Here is a 20,219-nt window from a genome sequence, read left to right on the forward strand (position 1 = left end):
TGTCTGTCAGTTAATGACTAACTCAATGTAGTAGAACTATTTAAAAAGCGACCTATAACTATAGTGCTACACCACTAATAAATTTTAAGCCTAAATAACCACTCTTTATTAATGCACTTTAGTGTATTAAAACAAAAAAGCGCTGCAGGTTTCTGCAGCGCTTTTACTAAAACGAGTAACTTTTTGTAAATTAGTATATCGTTAGCTTGATATTGTTTATTCCTCTTTCTGCCACAGGTCGACCTTGTGGGCCAAGGTGGTGGGCTGCATGGAACTTAGACCCTATTGCACTAATTCTGTGTAAGAAGCTAATTTCTTCATCATATTTAAGTGCTAATGTATTATCAGGGCGCTCACCATCATCAGGCTGCATAACTCGCGCATAAAGATCTGGAGTTGCAGTAGAGAAAGTGATTTCACTTTGCTGAGAGCTTAATGTAAGCCACTGAATATCCGAGAAGTATCCTTTAAACTCTGGTAATTCCCAGCGCTCGCCAGCAACACCTTCATTATAATCATTTTCCCAAACAGAGTAGTTTACACCCTCTAAGCGGTTAGCCCATACACGGTAAGGGCCATCACCTAACCAACGTTTATGCTCAATTGCTTTTTTCGGATAATTAAAACCAACGCCATGAAGGATGTATTCACCGTCAAGCCAGTAATCAACATCCATTGATAAATGACCTTCAGGGTGAACAGTCCAAGTTAGCTTTGTAATGCCTGCTGGCGGGTTCATCACTTCAATCACTAAATCATTAGTAATAATTTCAGACTTTAATTCTGTCGGTTTTTTATCTTGTTGCGCTTCTTTCTCAGCATTTGGATCATGAGTTAGCCATGAACCAATACCATTATAAACCCCTTTATTTAGTGAGTTATCAGAACGAAGTAACCTAGGACCATTTGTCAACGCCGCAGTTTGACCTTGCTTACTGTATGACTTTAATAGACCTGTTGTTGCATCAAAAATAATTGTTCTATCAGCAGCCTTAACCGCTAACTCAGATTCGTTTTGACTAACAATTTGAGCTGGTTTAGTTGCTGATGCCTGATTTTCAAATTGCTCTTGAGTTAATTTTGCAAGTTTAGCCGCACTCTGGATAGGCCAAGCATCTGTCCAAATTGAATTCTGCTGCTGGTCAAAAAATTCAACCTCTAACCACCCATTTTGCTGCCAATTGTCAGGTAAGTTCAATTGTACTGTTCCTGTCGAGTCAGGCTTAATAGCAGGGAGTGTGGCTTTATTGCTCGCTACAAGCTGCTTTTTATCAGAAAACGCTGTCACTGGCTGATATAAACGCCATTCGAGCGACATAGTTGATAGATCAAGAAAGTCATACAGGTTTTTAACTTGCAACTGACCGTCAAAAGAACCGGCAAGTAACTGGCCATTCTTTAAGTTTTCAACTTGGATTGGTGACCAAATTTCTTTAATTGTAAAAAAGCTCGCTTCTTTTTCACCATAAGGTCCAACAATACCATCTGGCGCATGGTTAAAGTCGGTATCAACACGGCCATTTTGATCTGTACGCTCAACACCCTCATCAGCAAACACCCATAGGAAACCACCGGCACCAACAGGAGTTGACATCATGAAGTCCCAAAAATCTCTCAAACCTGCACCATGGCCACCATCATACAAACCATGTAAGAATTCGGTTGGGAAAAATACTTCATTACGGGCTTTTTTAGCTACTAGTTCCGAGTACGTTGGGTAATGATCAGTATCGATATTACGGAACAACTCCCAAGGATGAAGAATTGGACGGTTTTGAATGTCATAAAGGTGATAATCATCATCAACATCGGTATTAAAACCGCCTTCATTACCGTTCGCCCAGAATAAAATACTTGGGTGTGCTTGGTCGCGTTTAACAAGCTGTGCAACGAGGCGTCTCGCTGATGGCGTATCAATAACTGGCTTTTGCCATGTGCCTAACTCATTAATAACATAAATACCAAGACGATCTGCCGCTTCTAAAAAGTGCACATCGGGTGGGTAATGCGACATTCTAACAGCATTCATGTTCATGCTTTTCATCGTCTTAATGTCATCGATGCTGGCTTGTTTAGTCATAGTACGTCCAGTTGCTGGACGGAAGCTGTGACGGTTAACCCCTTTAAGGATAATTTTTTCGCCATTTAAATATAAGCCGTCATGTGGGCGTAATTCAAAAGTTCTAAAGCCAAAGGTTTTATCGAAACTATGTAGAGTTTTAGAGCCTTCTTTTAAATCAATAAGTACTTGATATAAATTAGGCGTTTCGGCACTCCAAAGCTCAGGAGAGTCAACATTAGTGGCTAAGTGCACTTTGTTACCATCAAGTTTGGCATTAAACGTTTCACTTACTGGGTTGCCATCTAAATCTAAAATTTGTGCTTCAACTGCAGAAGCATTTGATTTATCTAGTCCTTCAAGATAAACATCCATTTTAAATTCACCAGACGCTTTTGCATCTAATGAAACCCAGTCAATATGAGATTGTGGCAAAGACTGTAAAAAGACTTGACGATAGATACCACCGAACACCCAATAGTCTGCAGCGCGTTCTGCAGCTTCAATACTTTTGTTAGCCGAAACTTTATCTACCACAACCTTTAGCTCATTAGCTTCACCTCTTTTTAAAAATGGCGTTATGTCATAGCTGAATCGATAAAAACCACCTTGGTGGGTTGGCCCCACTTGTTGTTGGTTCACAAACACAGTGGCATCTGTCATCACACCATCAAAAACAATTTCAATTTTGCGACCAGACCAATCAGCAGGTAGGCTAAAATCACGACGATAAATACCTTGTTCGCTATGTTTATCTGGGATGTAGCCGTAATCATAGTTACCGAAGCCTTGTTGCTCCCAGTTAGAAGGAACATCTATTTTGCTCCATTGACCACAGTTTTGCCCTTCACTACAGTAAAAGTCCCATTTCACCGCATCATCACTGCCAGTCCCACTTAACATCATTATGTCTGTTTTAGCGTCATCATTAGGCTGAATGTCAACACTTTGCTGACTATTACAGGCTACAACCAAGAAGCTCAAGCAAGCGATAAACGCATTTCTTAATATACTGGTTTCAAACCATGCTGGTTTGCTTATTAACCTTAGCTTTTTTTCAAGCCGGCCAAAATAATCCTTCCTCATATGTGTTCCTCTAACTGTTGAAATTATAATGTTTTTAGAAAATTTTTAGTCTACACAAGCTAATATTACCATTAAGTATATACATATCATAATACAATTGCCACCGGTAGCATTTTGAGGTTTCATCCACCTTGTTCGCGTGTTTTACTCATCATATTTGACGCTAAAAAACGACCTACTGCATTAATTCTAATAAATAAATTAACAATTATGTCATTTGTTTTTTGTCTTGCACCAAAAAGAAATCAAACCTTGCACTACAACTGAACCCTCTCTTTATGAAGCATAAAAATAATACGAATTGCTATGTAACTACATTCTCATGCTCTTTTTTCGAAATTCCACCGAAAAAAATAAACACCTGATAAAAAACAACTTATTTTAGAAAATAAGCAGAAACATGTAACAAAATATTAAAAAGAATATAATAATACTTAAACATCTAAATTTTCTGTGTTATAAAATTTAGGAGCGTGGTTAGGGGGATGAAGACAACACAACAAGCCTGGCATGCTTACTTGCGGTGCAACTATTTGGCTAAAAATGCCACCGATGGCAAAAATGCAGGAAAAATACACTTAATAAAAAAACACACGATATCAGCACCTTGTCGAACATTAGAGGTTTTTCTAATGATGCTGATTTAACACTGAATCAAATAACTTCTGTTATTGATTCGCATTAAAATAATTTTGGAGGTTATTTTAAATGTTTAAGAAAACGACATTAGCCAGCACAATTTGTATGGCCCTTTTTGGGCAATGTGTTTATGCAGCAGATGACGCCGCAGAGCAAACACAAAACGCTCAAGCAAATGACAACAATGATTCCCTTGAAATAATTGAAGTTGTTGGGATCCGAAGCAGCTTAAATAAAGCCGTTAATATCAAGCGCCAATCAATTCAGGTTGTTGATGCGATTGTTGCCGAAGATATTGGTAAGTTTCCTGATAATAACCTTGTTGAGGCTCTGCAACGTGTAACGGGTGTACAGGTAACAGACCGCGCATCGGGTGAAGTAAATACTGTTACAATCCGTGGCTTAACCGATGTTACAACTACAATTAATGGCCGCGAAATGTTCACCGCAGCAGGGCGTCAACTTGCTGTTGCAGACATACCTGCGGCACTACTTGAAAGTGTAGAGGTATACAAAACACGAAATGCCAGCCAATTAGCGAGCGGTATTGCGGGTCAGCTTAATGTTCGCACCCAACGCCCATTTAATTTTGAAGGCTCAAAGGTTGTGGTCAATGCCCGTGGCGTTTATCAAGATCAATCTGAAGAAACCGATCCTATCGTAAGTGTGCTTGCCAGCAATCGTTGGGAATCATCAGTCGGTGATGTAGGCGCATTAATTAACCTTTCATTTGCTAGCACCAGCTACCGAGATGAAAATAGTGCGCCAGGTGGTTTCGTGCCATTTAGAGCTGATAACTTAAATCGCATTTACCCATGGCCAACTGGCCTTGAACACGGTATGGACAGAACGCCAGGGGCAACCATGTATGACCCTGCAACTGACAGTGAGGTTGAGTACTACCTAAGTCGTGACGCACTAAATCAGTCAGATCTAACTGGTAAACGTGAACGCCCAGCAGTAAATCTGTCTTTTCAATGGGCACCAAATGATACATCAGAGTATATTTTCGAAGCATTTTACAATGGCTACCGCAACGAAAGTAATAACCACCTACTATTCTCATACGCAGATTCTTCACGGGTAGAAACCGTGACACAGCCAGTCTTGTTTGAAGGCACAAATGTCATCAAATCACGTGCTTGGGGTGACTCAGGTGCATTTACCAGCGGCGATTTTTCTAAGAGCCAAACTGATAGCTACATGTTTGCATTAGGTGGTAAATGGGCGCTATCTGAAGATGCAACACTAAAATCTGAGCTAGTCTATCAAACAAGTAAATATGAACGTGAGTTTGTTGCTATGCAGGCAAATACTCGTTTTCCATTTGTCATGGCAGACTTCAATCATGAAGACGGCATCATGGCATGGACTGTTTACGATGAAGAGTTTGGTACTCCACTTGATTTAACCGATCCAAGCTTATGGACCACCAGTACCATGTTCGACAACGGCGGTGAAGATAATGGTGATGGCTTAACATTCACGCTTGACCTCGACTTCTATGTTGACTGGGGTATCTTTACAAAAGCTAAAGCAGGTGTTCGTTATGATAAACGTACAGCTGATAGCAGTAGTCGTGATTCTAATCGATTTAACCCTATTCCATTAGCATCTCTAGGCTCAGAAGCGCACTACGTAAATAGTGATTTCTTTGATGGGAAAAGTGATTTGCCGAGATCATGGGTTGCCTTTAATGCAAAAAACTTATGGCAAAACCGTGCAGAGTATCGTGATACGTTTAATTTCTACGATAGCGCCGATGGCGAGCGTCGAATGACGCTACAAAAGAACTTCGATATCGACCAAACTTCATGGGCTGCATATGTGCAAAGCCAATTTGAAACACAACTTTTTGGTAATCGATTAGACGGTGATATTGGTCTTCGCTATACCTACGCAGGCGCTGACATGGACTTTTACCACTGGGATGGAGAAGTTGGTGGCATAGTACAGAGTACTGGCCGAAATAGTAGCGCAAAGTTCTTACCTAATTTAACGCTACGCTATCATTTAAGCGATGATTTAATTACTCGTTTTGCTTATACACAAACCTTACGCCGCCCAGAGTTTGGTCAATTAAATAGTTTTATTAATTTACGTCCAGACACTACAAATGTTGGCTACGGCAACGCAAGCGGTGGTAATCAAAGCCTACGCCCAGTTGAATCTACGAACTATGACTTCTCACTAGAATACTACTTTAATGAAGGTAGCTCAGCGTATGCGACCTACTTCTACAGAGATATTGAAGGGTTTGTTTTTGATTCATTACGCCAAGCTCAATTTCCAAACCCAGAAACAGGTGAGATGGAAGATTATATACTTTCTCAACCTGGCAACACCTCCAATGGTGTTCTGAAAGGCGTTGAAGTTGGCTTAGTTTACTTCCCTGAATCTGTTCCACAGTGGTTAGATGGCATTGGCCTTCAAGCAAGTGGTACCTTCTTAGATTCGGATCAAGACATTCCAATCTTTAGCAACGAAGGTGAGTTAACAGGATACACAAACAGAAGCGTATTTGGTGTTTCAGATACCTCTTACAGCGGTGTATTAATTTATGAACGAGAAAATTTCAGCACTCGCCTCTCTTACGTTTGGCGTGACTCATTCTTAAATCGCTATGGCTCAGGTCGTTTCGCACATCCACGAGGTGTTTATCGTCGACCAGAACAAAGTTTAGACTTCCAAGTAAGTTACGATGTCACTGAAGACTTAGTTGTGACATTTGATGCGACAAACCTTACAGATGAGGTTTATCGTCAATACTACGAACTACCAACTGTTCTAAACGACTCAGCCTCTATTTATAGTCGTACATTCGGCTTAGGGTTCCGCTATAGCTTCTAACTAAGTTTAGCAAAACCAAGGAAGGTTTATTTGATTTCCCCATCAAGTTAGAAAATAAAGCACTGTACCCTTAGGGTCAGTGCTTTTTTCATTTTAGATAGACTAGATTTATCTACGCGTAACAACATTGCCACCGGTGGCAATGTTTGCTAAAGTTGATTGCATAAATAACAGCCTTAGGCCATTAAAAAACAACTAACGTGCCTAAGTTACTCACTGCTAATTAAGTTTAGTCATTACATATTTAAATTTTGCCACCGCTGGCAACGCAAGATTTTGAGGAACCTTATGTCAATTAAATCACAGCCGCTTTCACTTCACCCTGATAGGCTATTTTCGAGTGACCCGGCAATTGTTAGTGTTGCCCGAGAACTTTATGAAGAAATAAAAGATCTTCCAATAGTCAGCCCACATGGCCATACAGACCCAAAGTGGTTTAATAAAAACCCTAACTTTGGTAACGCCACTGAACTCTTTATAAAACCAGATCACTATGTATTTAGAATGCTTTACAGCCAAGGTATTGATTTAACCGAGCTTGGTATTCCTGAGCATGGTATCGATGGCGATTTAACACGATCAAAAAATGCAGATCCAAAAAAAGCTTGGCAGATTTTTGCGGATAACTATTACCTATTTGCAGGTACCCCAAGTGGCTACTGGTTAGATGCCGTTTTTTGTGATGTATTTGGTTTTAAAGAAAAACTTAACTCTGAAAACGCACAACAATACTACGATAAAATCACCGCTGAACTTGCAACAGATGCTTATAAACCGCAAGCATTAATGGACCGCTTTAACATTGAGCTCATAGCAACTACTGAAGGTGCATTAGATTCACTTGAACACCATAAAGAAATGGCTGATACAGCTATGGCCAAACGAGTGATAACCACATTTAGGCCTGATGATGTTGTGGATGCGAGCCGAGAAGACTTTACTGACAATCTCGCTAAGCTTGGTGAGTTAACAGATCAAGATACCAGTACTTGGCAAGGTTATCTAGAAGCAGTTCGCATTCGTCGCGCTTACTTTAAAAAGGAAGGTCGAGCAACTGCAACCGACCATGGTCACCCAAGTGCGATTACTGCTGATTTATCACTATCTGAATGTGAAGCATTATTTAAAAAATGCCGCACAGGTAACGCAACAGAACAAGAGCAAGAACTATTTCGTGGCCAAATGCTAACGGAGCTGGCAGGTATGAGTATTGAAGATGACCTTGTGATGCAAATTCATCCTGGTGCACATCGTAATCATAACCAGCCAATTTTCAATCAATTTGGACGTGATAAAGGCGCAGATATTCCAAGCCAAACCGAGTATGTTAATGCGCTTAAGCCTCTTTTAAGTAAATATGGTAATCATCCAAAGTTAAAAATCATTTTATTTACCCTAGATGAAACGACTTACAGTCGTGAGCTGGCACCGCTTGCTGGTCATTACCCTAGTTTAAAACTAGGTCCGGCATGGTGGTTTCATGATAGCCCTGCAGGTATGCTGCGTTTTCGTCAGCAAACAACTGAAACCGCAGGTTTCTATAATACCGTCGGTTTTAATGATGACACGCGAGCTTTTCTATCGATTCCAGCAAGGCATGATGTAGCACGTCGAGTTGATTGCCGCTACTTAGCAGAGCTTGTTACAAATCATCAAATAACGATTGAAACAGCCCACCAGCTTGCTTATCAACTGACTTATGGGTTGGTTAAAAAGGCGTATAACTTATAAAAATCTAGCACGGCATTACTGCCATAATGTCGTGCTTACTCAGGAACTCGAGATGTTGATTCGCGTGTCACCAAATGTGGCGTTACTGTTTTTGGCATAGGTAGTTTGTCTTGATTACCACGAGAGCGATTAATCAACTTTTGTACGGCTAAGCATGCCATATTAAATACAGGTCGGCGTATTGTTGTCAGCGATGGAATGATCCGAGATGCAAGAATATTGTCATCGAACCCCGCGACCGATAACTGTTCCGGCACTTTAATACCTTGGTTGTTAGCCACACGGAGCACAGCTGCAGCCATCTCATCATTATTAGCAACGATTGCTGTTGGCCTAGGTTGTTTGCTTAACAACTCCCTAGCGCACTCTAAACCACTGTCGTAACTATTTTTGCCTTCAACAATATATTCTGAGGGTAAATTTACATCATAAACCTGCAATTCAGCTAAAAAGCCAGCTAAACGCTCTATTGATGAACGATAATTTTGTGGGCCAGAAATAAAGCCAATGTCCTGATGGCCTAATTCGACTAAATGGTCTGCCATATCACGCATTGCTGCACGCTCGTCAGATACAACAATATTATCAGCGTCATCCAAATCAACTGATGCAAGCCTTACGTATGGACAATCAACATCTCTTAAAGCTGCAGCGAGCTCTTTGTTTTCTGATACCGGAGGCAAGATAATGACGCCATCTAATTTTGAACGAGCGATAAAACGTAAGCAGTCATCAACAAAATCTTCGCGTTTTGCAGAACCTGGGTGTACTACTAACTCGTAGCCTAATTCAGCACAGACACTCAATGCACCTCGTTGCACTTCATCAATATAGAGTGCATCAGGGTTATCATAAATTAGCCCTAACAAATACGAACGGCTTGAGGCTAAACCCCTGGCTTGCTTATCTGGCGAGAAGCCTGTTTGCTTTATTATCTCAAGCACTTTTTCACGTGTTGCTTCACCTACCGCAGGTGAGCTATTTATTACACGAGAAACGGTACGTTTTGATACCCCCGATAAGCGGGCAATATCATTAATTGTCACTGACATAGAAGATCCCGAAATAACTAACTTAGCTATAGTAGCACCAAGCTTTTATCCATAAAAGCTGTTAACTCTAGCAAAGCAATTGTTTTTATTAATCAATCAACCCTAGTAAGCGAGGTAAAAACTCACTTATGGCAGGTAAATAGGTCACCAACATAAGCACCATAAACATCACACAATACAAAGGCAGCATTGGCTTAATGATTTTATGAAGCGAAGTTTTTGCTACTGCGCAGCTGACAAACAATACACTACCAACCGGCGGCGATACCAAACCGATTGATAAATTAAGCACTATCATTACCCCAAATTGCACTGGTGACATGCCAAACTGTGCTGCAACGGGCAAAAAGATCGGAGTAAATATAAGCACTGCAGGTGTCATATCGATAAAGGCACCCACTAATATCAAAATGAGATTGATTAATAACAAAATCAGTAATGGGTTATCACTTAAGGTTAAGAAAAATTGACTCACTATTTGCGGAATGTGTGAATAAGATAAAACCCACGACATCGCACTAGAAGCGGCAATAATAAGCATCACGATTGCCGTTGTTTCACAAGCTTTTAGCAGTAGTTTAGGTAACTCATCTAGCGATAATTCTTTATACACAAAAACAGCTAAAACCAGTGCATATAATACAGCGACAGCTCCTGCTTCTGTGGCAGTGAATACACCTCCTATGATACCGCCAATAACGATTATGATGAGTAGCAAACTAGGGATGGCTGCAATCACTTTTTCTAAAACCAAAGCAAGTGGTAAACGTGCTGCTACGGGGTAGTTGTTTTTTAAAGAATAGATGGCACAAACCAACATCAGTGTTAATCCCAGTAAAATACCTGGTAAATACCCAGCAACAAACAGTGCCGCGATCGACACTCCGCCACTTGCTATAGCATAAATAATTAAGATGTTACTTGGCGGTATTAGCATACCCGTGGTTGCTGCGCTGGCCGTAACTGCGGCGGCGAAATTTTCACTATAACCGTGCTTTTTCATTTCTGGCACCATAAAGCTGCCTATCGCCGATGTGGCCGCCACTGCAGAACCAGAAATTGCGCCAAACATCATACAAGACATCACATTGACCAGCGCTAATCCGCCCGGTAAAAAACCGACCATAGCCATAGCAGATTCAATTAAACGCCTAGCTATGCCCCCCTGCCCCATGATCAGACCCGATAAAATAAAAAACGGAATGGCCAGTAGTGCAAAGCTGTCTATTCCCCCTATCATTTGCTGCGCAATTGTCGTTGCCGCTGGGGTAAAATCCATGTGTAAAACCAGTGCTAACAACGTCGACAGAGCAATACTAATCGATATCGGCACATTGATTAGCAGCAGTGTGAAAAAACAAACAAGCAACAAGATGGCTGTCATTTCCATTATTCTTGCTCCTGTGTTTGTCTAAAAAAATAAATGATATTTTCAATGCAATTGAATGTGATGAGTACGCCACTAATTGGCAAAGCAGCGTAAATAAACCCCATATTGATCCCAAGAGCAGCTGAACGTTGATCTAATGCAAAGCTTAAGTTCATCAACATACCGCCTCCATAAACTAATAGGCTGAGCGCGGTAATCAGTACTGAAAACTCAATTAAAAATGAACACTTACGACGTATCGTTGGAATCATCTTTTGATAGAAAAGATCAAGCCCTAAGTGTGCTCGGGTACGATAGGCATACGAAGCACCTAAAACGCCAATCCACATAAGTAAAAAACGAGCAAGTTCTTCAGTGTAAGAGTTAGGGGACCGCAAAATAAAGCGTGAGAACACCTGCCAACTAACGACTGCAACAATGGCAAACATCGCAACAATTAATACCCATTCAATGAGCTGATTTATTTTCGCATTAAACTCTTTCATAACGCCTCCTGCATCGCTTTTATTGCCGCAATTTGTGCGGCGATAGGCGTGCCTTTAAATGAGGCATGAAAAGGGGCTACTTTCTCTTGAAACACTTGTTTATCTGGGTAAATAACCTCAACACCCGCATCAACAACGGCCTGTAATGCCTGATCAGATGCTGATTGCCACAAACTACGTTGATAGGTAACAGAATCTTGCATTGCCAACTTCAGCCAGTGTTGCTGCTGAGTCGTTAATTGCTGCCAAACCTTTTGACTAGCAACTACGATGTCAGGCACAAAAGTGTGTTCATCTAGGGTGTAGTACTTCGCAATTTCATAATGACGAGATAGGTAATAGCTAGGCGGGTTATTTTCTGCACCATCGACAACACCTTGTTGCAGCGCAGAATAAAGTTCACCCCACGCAATGGGAGTGGCAGCGCCACCTAAAGACTGCACAGTAGCAATAGCCATTGGGCTAGTTACAACTCTAATTTTGCTACCAATTAAGTCATCGGGCGTTCTAATAGCTGCATCTGTTGTGTAAAAGCTGCGACTACCCGCATCATAATAGCCAAGCCCTTTAAGGCGAGCTACAGCTAGGTCATCAAGCAATTTTTGCCCAAGCTGACTATTGAGTACTTTCCAAAAGTGCTCACTATCGTTAAATAAATAAGGCACTCCAAATACTTTCATTTGAGGCACAAAGCCTTCAAGTGGGCTTGACGATACTTTTGTCATCGACAAACTACCGATTTGTAATAGCTCTATTAACTCTCTTTCCGTGCCTAATTGTGCTGCGGGATAAATCACAATTTCCATTTGATTATCAGAGTAATAAGCTAAACGCTCTGCCATATACTCCATGGCTTGATGGGTAACATGACGGGTATCTAATGTATGCGCCATTGTTAGGCGAATAACCTTGTTGTCGTCACTGCAAGCACTGATAAAAAATAAACAGCAGCAGAGAAATAGCGTGCTCAGAAGAATTTTATGCATTGTTGTGTCTTCTTTGTGTGTTCATGTTGTCTTATATAATCCTTTATATTTCATTAAGGTACACGGCAATCCAAGCTATGACCTGCGTATCCATTTAAAAAATTTTGTGAGTTTTAAATGGAAAGCTATAAACAAACGTTAATTGTATTACTTATTTGTTAAAGGCCAGTTTTGACTACCGGTAGCAAATTGTCAAATCTTATTTGCCACCGGTGGCAAAATTAACTACTATGTTCTGCAATACACTGTAACAATGCTAAGAGCGGGCACAAAAATGCAAACTTTAAATCGTAAAAACTTTAATAAAAACAAATATCCAACGAGTATAATGCAGTTTGGAGAAGGCAATTTTTTACGTGCATTTGTCGATTGGCAAATAGATAAGCTTAACGAACAAACAGGTTTAAATGCCGGTGTTGCTATCATCAGACCCATCGACTACGACTCGCTGCCGCTTCTTAATACACAGGATGGCTTATATACCTGTATTATTCGTGGTATCAATGAGCAAAACAAAGCTGTTTCTGAGCAGCGTATTATCAGTTGCGTTAACGAAGAAATCCCTGTTTACAAAGAGTTTGATAACTATTTAAAGCTTGCTGAGAACAGCGACCTTAAAGTCATTTTTTCGAATACGACAGAAGCCGGCATTGAATACATTCCCGAGGACAAGTTATCTGATACACCTGCAAAAGCATTTCCAGCAAAACTAACGCAATGGTTATTTCACCGCTTCAAGCACTTCAATGGTGCAAGTAGTAGTGGCATGATCATAATTCCTTGTGAACTTATTGATTATAATGGCGAAAAGCTTAAAGAGATTGTATTGCAGTACAGTCAGTTATGGGATTTACCAAGCGAGTTTGTGAACTGGCTTAACGAGCACAATCATTTTTGTTCATCTCTCGTTGACCGTATTGTGACGGGCTTTCCGCGCGATGAACATCAAGCTTTACAGCAACAATGCGGTTATTACGACAACTTCATGGTAACAGCAGAATACTTTCATTTATTTGTGATCCAAGGACCACAGCATTTAGCTGATGTATTACACCTTAAAGGCAGTGACTTAAACATTAAGGTTGTTGACGATATTGCGCCTTATAAGCAGCGTAAAGTGGCTATTTTGAACGGTGCGCATACCGCTATGGTTCCACTTGCCTATATGGCAAATATTGATTCAGTTGGCGAGGCTCTCGCTTCACCTCTTCTTGAAAAATATGTTACTAAACTGATATTTGATGAAATCATCCCTACTCTATCCTTGCCTAAAGAAGAGTTACAGGTTTTCGCTAATGACGTTTTAAACCGCTTTAGAAACCCTTATATATGTCACCTACTGATGTCTATTTCATTAAATAGCATGACTAAATTCAAAACACGCCTGTTACCTCAATTAGAGCAATATATTAGCGACAACGAAACTGTACCACTACTCATCGCAACAGCTTTAGCTGGGCAAATATTGTTTTATCGTGGCGAGCGAAATGACGACAAAATTGAATTAGCCGACAATCCAAAGTGGTTGGCTTTATTCAACGAGCAATGGCAACAACATCAGCAAGGATCAATAACAACCAATGAGCTAGTAAGCTCTGTGTTAGCTGCTAAGTGGCATTGGGATAAAGACTTAAATGAAATTGCAGGCCTTACAGATAAAGTGACTGAGCAACTAAATCTAATGCTATCAAGCTCAGTTGAACAAACGCTTGTTAACTTATTGGAGTCATAAGCATGAGCAGACTATTACGACTTCATAATACTGATGATGTGGCCATTGCCTTACAGCCAATCAATGCAAATGAAAGAATCGAATTTGAAGGCTTTTCTTTTACAACGTTAGAAGATATAGATAAGGGTCATAAAGTTGCGCTTAAGCCGATTGCTAAGGGTGAGCGAGTCATTAAATATGGCGCCCCAATTGGTTTTGCACTTGAAGATATTAATCCTGGCGCATGGGTACACACACATTGCATCAAAACAACGTTGCATGATGAATTAACATACCAATATCAGCCAGAGTTCGTTGCACAAGCCCCCGAGGAGCCATCACCTGAGGTTAATATTTATCGTCGTGCCAATGGTGAGATTGGTATTCGTAACGAGATATGGTTGATCCCCACCGTTGGCTGCGTGAATGGCATGATCAAACAAATGAAAGATGAGTTTTTACGTAACCATGCTGAACTTGAAATTGATGGCGTACACATATTTCCACATCAATTTGGCTGCTCTCAGTTAGGCGATGATTTAGCAACCACAAAAGTTTTATTGCAAGATATGGCCTTACACCCTAATGCCGGTGGCGCGTTAATCGTTGGTCTAGGTTGCGAAAATAACCAATTAGCAGCGTTTAAAGCGGGTTTAGGTGAAATAGACGAATCACGAATTAAGTTTTTAATTTCACAGCACTCTGATGATGAAGTTGAAGATGGCGTAGCTCTGCTTGAACAAATCTACAACGTCGTTAAACACGATAAGCGAGAAACCGGCAAGCTCAGTGAAGTAAAATTTGGCCTTGAGTGTGGAGGCAGTGATGGCCTATCTGGGATCACAGCCAACCCCATGCTTGGCTACTTCTCTGATTACTTAATTGCTCAAGGAGGCACGACAGTCCTAACGGAAGTCCCCGAGATGTTTGGTGCAGAGACATTACTCATGTCTCGCTGTAAAGATGAAGAAACCTTTAATCAACTTGTCAGCATGGTTAATAACTTTAAAGGTTATTACAAAGCACACAATCAACCTATTTACGAAAACCCTTCTCCTGGCAATAAAAAAGGCGGAATTAGTACATTAGAAGATAAGTCGTTGGGTTGTACACAAAAGGCTGGCACAAGCAAAGTACAGGCTGTGCTTGAGTATGGTGAACGCTTAAGTGTCGCTGGTTTAAATTTACTTAATGCACCGGGTAATGATCCCATTGCCACCAGCGCACTTGCCGCTGCAGGCTGTCATATTGTGCTATTCACAACCGGTCGAGGTACGCCTTATGGTGGCTTTGTGCCGACTTTAAAAATTGCTACGAACTCAGAGCTGGCAAATAAGAAAACGCGCTGGATAGACTTCGATGCCGGTGTGCTAGTCGGCGGTAAAAGCATGCCTGAAGTGCATCAGGAATTTGTCGATTTATTAGTTGAGATAGTAAATGGTAAGCCAACTTGTAACGAAGTTAATGATATTCGTGAAGTCGCCATTTGGAAAAAAGGAGTCACTCTGTAATGCAGGCTAAAAAAGTCGCCATTATTGGAGAGTGTATGGTGGAATTGTCTGGCGAGCTGTTCACAGCCATGCAACAAAACTTTGGTGGTGACACCATGAATACCGCAATTTACCTAAAGAAATTAGCGGGCGAAAAAGTCGATGTCTGTTATATAACTGCCATGGGTGAAGATGCATTAAGCCAAGCTATGATAGCTCGTTGGCAGGATTATCAAATAAATTGCGACTTTGTTCTCAAAGATAAGCAAAGACACGCTGGCCTTTATATGATTCATACAGACCAACATGGCGAGCGTTCTTTTCAATATTGGCGCAATAATTCTGCAGCAAAGCACCTTGTTCAGCAGCCCAAATTTTATAATATCATCAATAAATTAACTGAGTTTGATGCTATTTATTTATCAGGCATTAGTTTGGCAATTTTGCCCCCAGATGATTGCTATGCATTACTTAACGAGCTGACAAACTTAAAACGCGCAGGTGTAAAAATTATTTATGATAGCAATCACAGGCCTTCGTTATGGCATTCGATGCAATACTGTCAGGATATTAATAAGCGGATGGCGCAATTAGCCGACCTGGCTTTGGTAACGTTTGATGATGAAGCAATGATTTGGAGTTGCAAAGATATTTCAGCTTGTAAAGTGTGGCTTCATGAATTAGGCGTTAAAGAACTTGTAATTAAAGATGGTGGAAATGGTTGCCAATACAGTACTTTAGAGCAGCAAAATGCAACGCATTATCCTACCAATAAAATTAATAAAGTCATTGATACAACAGCGGCAGGAGATGCATTTAATGCTGGTTTTTTGTCGGCTTGGCTGCAGGATCAGGCTATTGAAAAATGCGCAAAACAAGGAAATTATATTGCAGGGCAAGTCATTCAGCACTACGGCGCTATCGTTGAGATAACAACCTAAGTTTTACTAAAATAAGGTTTAACCACCAATTAACTTAGTGGTTAAACCTGCAAATACGAATAACTTAATAATTATTTAAAAGTTAAAGCCTAGAGAAACCCAATAACGTCGACCATCTTCAACATATCCGTATTCATCTTCAGTGATTTCTTTATCAAACAGATTATAAACACCAAATCCTAACTTAATGCTGCGGCTTAAATCGTAGTTACCACCAATATCAGCCAAGGTGTAATCTGGCGCAATTAAGCTGTCTTGCGACGGGCCTGTTGTCGGCTGGCTTTCTTCGCCGCGGTAATGAACACGCAGCCAGGTACCTAGCTTATCAACCGGGCGCCAATTAAGTGAAGTTTGTAAAATATGCTTAGGTAATTGATTAAGTGGGCTGCCTTTGTATTCACCGGTTTTTTGCTCAGAGTCGGTGTAGGTATAGTTGGCACTGACATCAAGCTCACTGGTAATGTCGTAAGATACTGATAACTCAAAGCCTTGTGTAACGGCTTCATCTACATTGACATAGGTCGTTGGCATCGAACCGAACTGGTTTGGCCCATCAGTACACTGGGTGAGTGGGCACGAAATACGGGTAATTTTATCTTCAAATTCGTTGTAAAAAACCGTACTTGAAAGTGATAAATCACGGTTAGCATCATAGTAGATACCCATTTCGTAGTTTACTGATTTTTCAGGGCTTAAATCTGGGTTACCGTAAATATTACCACCTCGGCTCACTTGCCCCCACGCTGCGGTAGATTGACGAATATTCGGCGCTCTAAAGCCTGTTGAGATACCGCCTTTCACCGTCAACGACTTAGTTGCTGTATACACACCATATAAACGCGGGCTGAAATGGCCTGAAAAATTGCCATCATGGTCATAACGAAGACCGGTAGTGAGTTTAAATTGCTTGGTTGCTGCCCACTCATCTTCTGCAAATACTGACCACTGCTCGTTCTCAACATGCGTTAAGTCACTAATGCGGTTACTGGTGTAATCGTCCAGCTCTTCTTTTAAATATGACGCCCCAAATGCAGCATTATGATTGGTAAAAGGTAAAGTCCAGCTTGTTTGCGCATCAGTATTTTCGACGTACATTTCACGAGAGGTATTATCGAATTTATCGTACTTTAAGTAACTGCGTGATGAACCAAAATCATAAAAACCATTATGACTTAGTGAGTAGCTTTCTTGGTCATACTCTGTAGTGGATGACTCTGGGCAACCATTACGGCCACAGCTTTCACCTTCAGCTAAAGGAGCAACTGTTTTGCCTAATGTTTCGTCGAGTTTTTGTTTTGCAGAGCCTACTTCAAGCATAATTTCATGGCTATCAGAGGGCGTTAAGATAAACTTAGCTTTTATATTGCTTTGCTCTTTACCACGAAAACCAGCTTCAAAATCGTCTTCGTCACGCTTTGAAAACTGACCTGATAACTGCATACCTAATAACTCAGGAATTAAGCCACCCGCAGTAAAGAAACTGCCTTGGTTGATATTACCCGAGTCACTTGATTCTTGAATCGTGCTGTCTAAACGCAGTTCGCCGTACCATTTTTCTGGTGTTTTACGGGTAATAATATTGATAACACCACCGATTGCATCTGAGCCATATAGTGAAGACATAGGACCGCGAATAACCTCGATACGCTCAATTGCTGAAATAGGTGGAGTCCATGCTCCTTCTACACCTGGGCCATCACTGTTTGGACGAGTTTCGCGTGAGGTTTGGCGCTGGCCGTCAATTAAAATCAAAGTATATTGACTTGCCATCCCGCGAAGACTGATATCTTTTCTGTCGCCACCACCTGTGACAACCACACCGGGAACATCGGTCATTGCATCGGTTAGATCACGGTAAAAACGCTTTTCAAGCTGCTCACGGTCAATAACACTGATACTGGCTGGCGCCTCTTTTAGCATTTGCTCGTAACCAGAAGCTGATACAACGATTACTTCCATGTCTTGTTTTTTGTCATCAGCGTATGCAAAATGGGAAAGACCTGCTAACACAGCAGCGGTGAGTGGTAAAACAGAAGAAACAACCCTCGTCATAATAATACTCCGTGACTTTTTGTTTATAAATGATAATAATTAGCGTTTGCATACTAATGAGAAGTCCCAATTTTCACAATTTACGATTTCTTAAAACTGAATTAAGAAGGCCTGAACCATGAATTCCAAGCTGATAAAAACATTACGTGTATTTTCTCGTACTGTTGAAACAGGCAACATGAGCAGTGCAGCTGCAGAGTTATCGATGACCACATCGGCTGTCAGTCAACACATTAAGCAATTAGAACAAGAAATCGGATTGAGCCTATTTAACCGCAGCCCACGCGAACTCACGTTAACCGAGGCGGGCCATCTGTATTATCAAAGCTGTTTAAAAATACTGGCACTGGCGGATCAGGCCAGTACGCAATTGCAACAATTACAAAATAAGCCCAGTGGCGAGCTCAAATTAGTTGCGCCAGTGGGGTTTGGCGGTGGCCTATTAAGCGAGCCATTAGATCGCTTAATTAACGAGTTTGATGATTTACGTATTCAGTTAATTTTGACTGATGAGCCAATTGATATGATCAAATGCGGTGCTGACCTAGCGATTGCGATTGGCCCATTAACTGACTCTAACCTCGTTGCTCGTAAATTAGCTACTTGGCCGTTAAAGCTATGCGCTCATAAAGACCATGCAATTAGCAAACTCGATAAAGCAAGTTGGGATGACCTTGGCAACTTTGCCCGTATCGCTCATAGCAACGCCGACAGTAATGCGTTTAACCCATTGACGCTGGCAAGCAAGCCATTACCAAAAGCGAAGATCACCGTAAATAATATGCAAAGCTTAATTAAATTAGTGTGTGATGGTGTTGGCTATGGCGTGCTACCAGAGCCAGAAGTCAGGCATTTATTAAAATCGAAAGAGCTGGTTGAAATTGCACCCGAATGGGCAATGCCAAATTACACTGTTTATGCCGTAACACCTGCAAGAGACAGCTTAGCGGCAAAAACAAAAACTGCCATTGATACGTTAAAACTGTGCTTTAACCATGTGTCTAAGCAAGTTGAGTTAGTTGATTAAGACGCTACAAGGATAATACCCATTTGCCGTATCCGGATGGGTATCATCCAAATTAGTATTAGCCTAGCGCCAGCCAAACGCCCACACACATCATTAACGCGCCAGCAATACGGTTTAACCACTTCACATTATCGCCTTTATCCAAAAACAGCCTTAAGCTTTTACCGCCTGTTGCGTAAATCAACATACAGATAAATTCGCTCAGCATAATAATGCTCACTAATACCGCAAGTTGTGGGGCAACCGCCAAATCAACATTAATAAACGGAGGGAGTAAAGAAATCATAAATGCCCACCCTTTTGGGTTTGCAATGGCAGTAATATAACCCTGCGAAAACAATTGCCCACGGCCAATTTGTTGCTGTGTATCATCGTTAGGTTTAAAGCTGGTTTTAGCGCGCCACATATTAACCCCTAGGTAAATTAAGTACGCTCCACCTAAGTATTTTAAAAAGGCAAATAACTCAGGGTAATTAAGCATAATACTGGCAACCCCAATCACCGCAGCAATGGCTACCGTGGCAACGCCTAACACCTCGCCGACCATCATCCACAGCGTACGTCTGACGCCTACACTCATTCCTAACGTCATGGCGAGCGTCATACACATACCAGGTGTAATAGAAACAAAGAAAAAAGTCGGAATAAAAACCGCGAGTACTGCTAAATCGAGCATAAATGCAATCACATGTTTATTGCGTAAAAAGAGAAAGCGATTAA

The 20,219-nt window shown here is 41.1% G+C and carries 13 protein-coding genes; 6 read left to right on the forward strand and 7 right to left on the reverse strand.

Features of this window, described 5'->3' with window-relative positions; translation table 11 throughout:
* Nucleotides 1-190 precede the first annotated feature (190 nt).
* Nucleotides 191-3,145, reverse strand: coding sequence for a glycoside hydrolase family 2 (locus AN213_RS02840; RefSeq protein ID WP_055197277.1), 2,955 nt, complete (start codon nt 3,143-3,145; stop codon nt 191-193).
* Between the two features lie 708 nt (nt 3,146-3,853).
* Here AN213_RS02840 and AN213_RS02845 point away from each other — a divergent pair.
* Together AN213_RS02845 and uxaC are read left to right on the forward strand one after the other, a co-directional pair.
* Nucleotides 3,854-6,634, forward strand: a complete 2,781-nt coding sequence (locus AN213_RS02845) for a TonB-dependent receptor (RefSeq protein WP_055197278.1) — start codon at nt 3,854-3,856, stop codon at nt 6,632-6,634.
* Nucleotides 6,635-6,922: 288 nt separating this feature from the next.
* Complete coding sequence (gene uxaC / locus AN213_RS02850; RefSeq protein WP_055197281.1) at nt 6,923-8,365, forward strand: glucuronate isomerase; 1,443 nt, start codon at nt 6,923-6,925, stop codon at nt 8,363-8,365.
* A gap of 35 nt (nt 8,366-8,400) precedes the next feature.
* Here the strand turns inward: uxaC and AN213_RS02855 are convergent, their stop codons facing one another.
* The 4 genes from AN213_RS02855 to AN213_RS02870 all read right to left on the reverse strand — a co-directional run bounded on the left by AN213_RS02855 (nt 8,401) and on the right by AN213_RS02870 (nt 12,278).
* Nucleotides 8,401-9,417 carry a LacI family DNA-binding transcriptional regulator gene (locus AN213_RS02855; RefSeq protein WP_054562498.1) on the reverse strand — a complete coding sequence of 339 codons (1,017 nt, stop codon included), beginning with the start codon at nt 9,415-9,417 and terminating at the stop codon, nt 8,401-8,403.
* A gap of 88 nt (nt 9,418-9,505) precedes the next feature.
* A complete protein-coding gene (locus tag AN213_RS02860) occupies nt 9,506-10,807 on the reverse strand; it encodes a TRAP transporter large permease (protein ID WP_054562499.1) in 1,302 nt (433 codons plus the stop codon).
* On the reverse strand, nt 10,807-11,292 hold the full coding sequence (locus tag AN213_RS02865; RefSeq protein WP_054562500.1) for a TRAP transporter small permease: 486 nt from the start codon (nt 11,290-11,292) through the stop codon (nt 10,807-10,809). The genes AN213_RS02860 and AN213_RS02865 overlap by 1 nt, the downstream gene beginning before the upstream one ends.
* The gene (locus AN213_RS02870; RefSeq protein ID WP_055021415.1) at nt 11,289-12,278 is read right to left on the reverse strand and encodes a TRAP transporter substrate-binding protein; all 990 of its coding nucleotides are present in this window, start codon (nt 12,276-12,278) and stop codon (nt 11,289-11,291) included. The genes AN213_RS02865 and AN213_RS02870 overlap by 4 nt, the downstream gene beginning before the upstream one ends.
* A gap of 274 nt (nt 12,279-12,552) precedes the next feature.
* Between AN213_RS02870 and AN213_RS02875 the strand changes: the two genes are divergently transcribed.
* Genes AN213_RS02875 through AN213_RS02885 form a run of 3 tightly spaced genes read left to right on the forward strand, consistent with a single transcriptional unit; the run spans nt 12,553 to nt 16,420 of the window.
* Nucleotides 12,553-14,010: a tagaturonate reductase gene (locus AN213_RS02875; protein WP_055197283.1), complete on the forward strand. Its 1,458-nt coding sequence runs from the start codon at nt 12,553-12,555 to the stop codon at nt 14,008-14,010.
* 2 nt (nt 14,011-14,012) lie between these two features.
* Nucleotides 14,013-15,500, forward strand: a complete 1,488-nt coding sequence (locus AN213_RS02880) for a UxaA family hydrolase (RefSeq protein WP_054562503.1) — start codon at nt 14,013-14,015, stop codon at nt 15,498-15,500.
* Nucleotides 15,500-16,420 (forward strand): sugar kinase, encoded by a 921-nt coding sequence (locus AN213_RS02885; RefSeq protein WP_054562504.1) that lies wholly within the window; start codon nt 15,500-15,502, stop codon nt 16,418-16,420. Before AN213_RS02880 ends, AN213_RS02885 begins: the two co-directional genes overlap by 1 nt.
* Before the next feature lie 75 nt (nt 16,421-16,495).
* Here the strand turns inward: AN213_RS02885 and AN213_RS02890 are convergent, their stop codons facing one another.
* On the reverse strand, nt 16,496-18,472 hold the full coding sequence (locus AN213_RS02890; protein ID WP_054562505.1) for a ligand-gated channel protein: 1,977 nt from the start codon (nt 18,470-18,472) through the stop codon (nt 16,496-16,498).
* Nucleotides 18,473-18,590: 118 nt separating this feature from the next.
* Between AN213_RS02890 and AN213_RS02895 the strand changes: the two genes are divergently transcribed.
* A complete protein-coding gene (locus AN213_RS02895) occupies nt 18,591-19,499 on the forward strand; it encodes a LysR family transcriptional regulator (RefSeq protein ID WP_054562506.1) in 909 nt (302 codons plus the stop codon).
* A 58-nt stretch (nt 19,500-19,557) separates the two neighbouring features.
* Here the strand turns inward: AN213_RS02895 and AN213_RS02900 are convergent, their stop codons facing one another.
* Nucleotides 19,558-20,175, reverse strand: a complete 618-nt coding sequence (locus AN213_RS02900) for a LysE family translocator (protein ID WP_054562642.1) — start codon at nt 20,173-20,175, stop codon at nt 19,558-19,560.
* Nucleotides 20,176-20,219 lie beyond the last annotated feature (44 nt).

Origin of the sequence: Pseudoalteromonas sp. P1-8 (genome assembly GCF_001399985.1) — a bacterium.
In the GTDB taxonomy this organism is placed as follows: Bacteria; Pseudomonadota; Gammaproteobacteria; order Enterobacterales; family Alteromonadaceae; genus Pseudoalteromonas.

What these genes read in the sequence shown, in the direction of transcription:
- AN213_RS02875 (WP_055197283.1), top strand. Translation starts at nt 12,553, where the DNA reads ATGCAAACTTTAAATCGTAAAAACTTTAATAAAAACAAATATCCAACG.
- AN213_RS02900 (WP_054562642.1), bottom strand. Translation starts at nt 20,175, where the DNA reads ATGCTCGATTTAGCAGTACTCGCGGTTTTTATTCCGACTTTTTTCTTT.
- AN213_RS02880 (WP_054562503.1), top strand. Translation starts at nt 14,013, where the DNA reads ATGAGCAGACTATTACGACTTCATAATACTGATGATGTGGCCATTGCC.
- AN213_RS02845 (WP_055197278.1), top strand. Translation starts at nt 3,854, where the DNA reads ATGTTTAAGAAAACGACATTAGCCAGCACAATTTGTATGGCCCTTTTT.
- AN213_RS02860 (WP_054562499.1), bottom strand. Translation starts at nt 10,807, where the DNA reads ATGGAAATGACAGCCATCTTGTTGCTTGTTTGTTTTTTCACACTGCTG.
- AN213_RS02840 (WP_055197277.1), bottom strand. Translation starts at nt 3,145, where the DNA reads ATGAGGAAGGATTATTTTGGCCGGCTTGAAAAAAAGCTAAGGTTAATA.
- uxaC (WP_055197281.1), top strand. Translation starts at nt 6,923, where the DNA reads ATGTCAATTAAATCACAGCCGCTTTCACTTCACCCTGATAGGCTATTT.
- AN213_RS02855 (WP_054562498.1), bottom strand. Translation starts at nt 9,417, where the DNA reads ATGTCAGTGACAATTAATGATATTGCCCGCTTATCGGGGGTATCAAAA.
- AN213_RS02885 (WP_054562504.1), top strand. Translation starts at nt 15,500, where the DNA reads ATGCAGGCTAAAAAAGTCGCCATTATTGGAGAGTGTATGGTGGAATTG.
- AN213_RS02895 (WP_054562506.1), top strand. Translation starts at nt 18,591, where the DNA reads ATGAATTCCAAGCTGATAAAAACATTACGTGTATTTTCTCGTACTGTT.
- AN213_RS02870 (WP_055021415.1), bottom strand. Translation starts at nt 12,278, where the DNA reads ATGCATAAAATTCTTCTGAGCACGCTATTTCTCTGCTGCTGTTTATTT.
- AN213_RS02890 (WP_054562505.1), bottom strand. Translation starts at nt 18,472, where the DNA reads ATGACGAGGGTTGTTTCTTCTGTTTTACCACTCACCGCTGCTGTGTTA.
- AN213_RS02865 (WP_054562500.1), bottom strand. Translation starts at nt 11,292, where the DNA reads ATGAAAGAGTTTAATGCGAAAATAAATCAGCTCATTGAATGGGTATTA.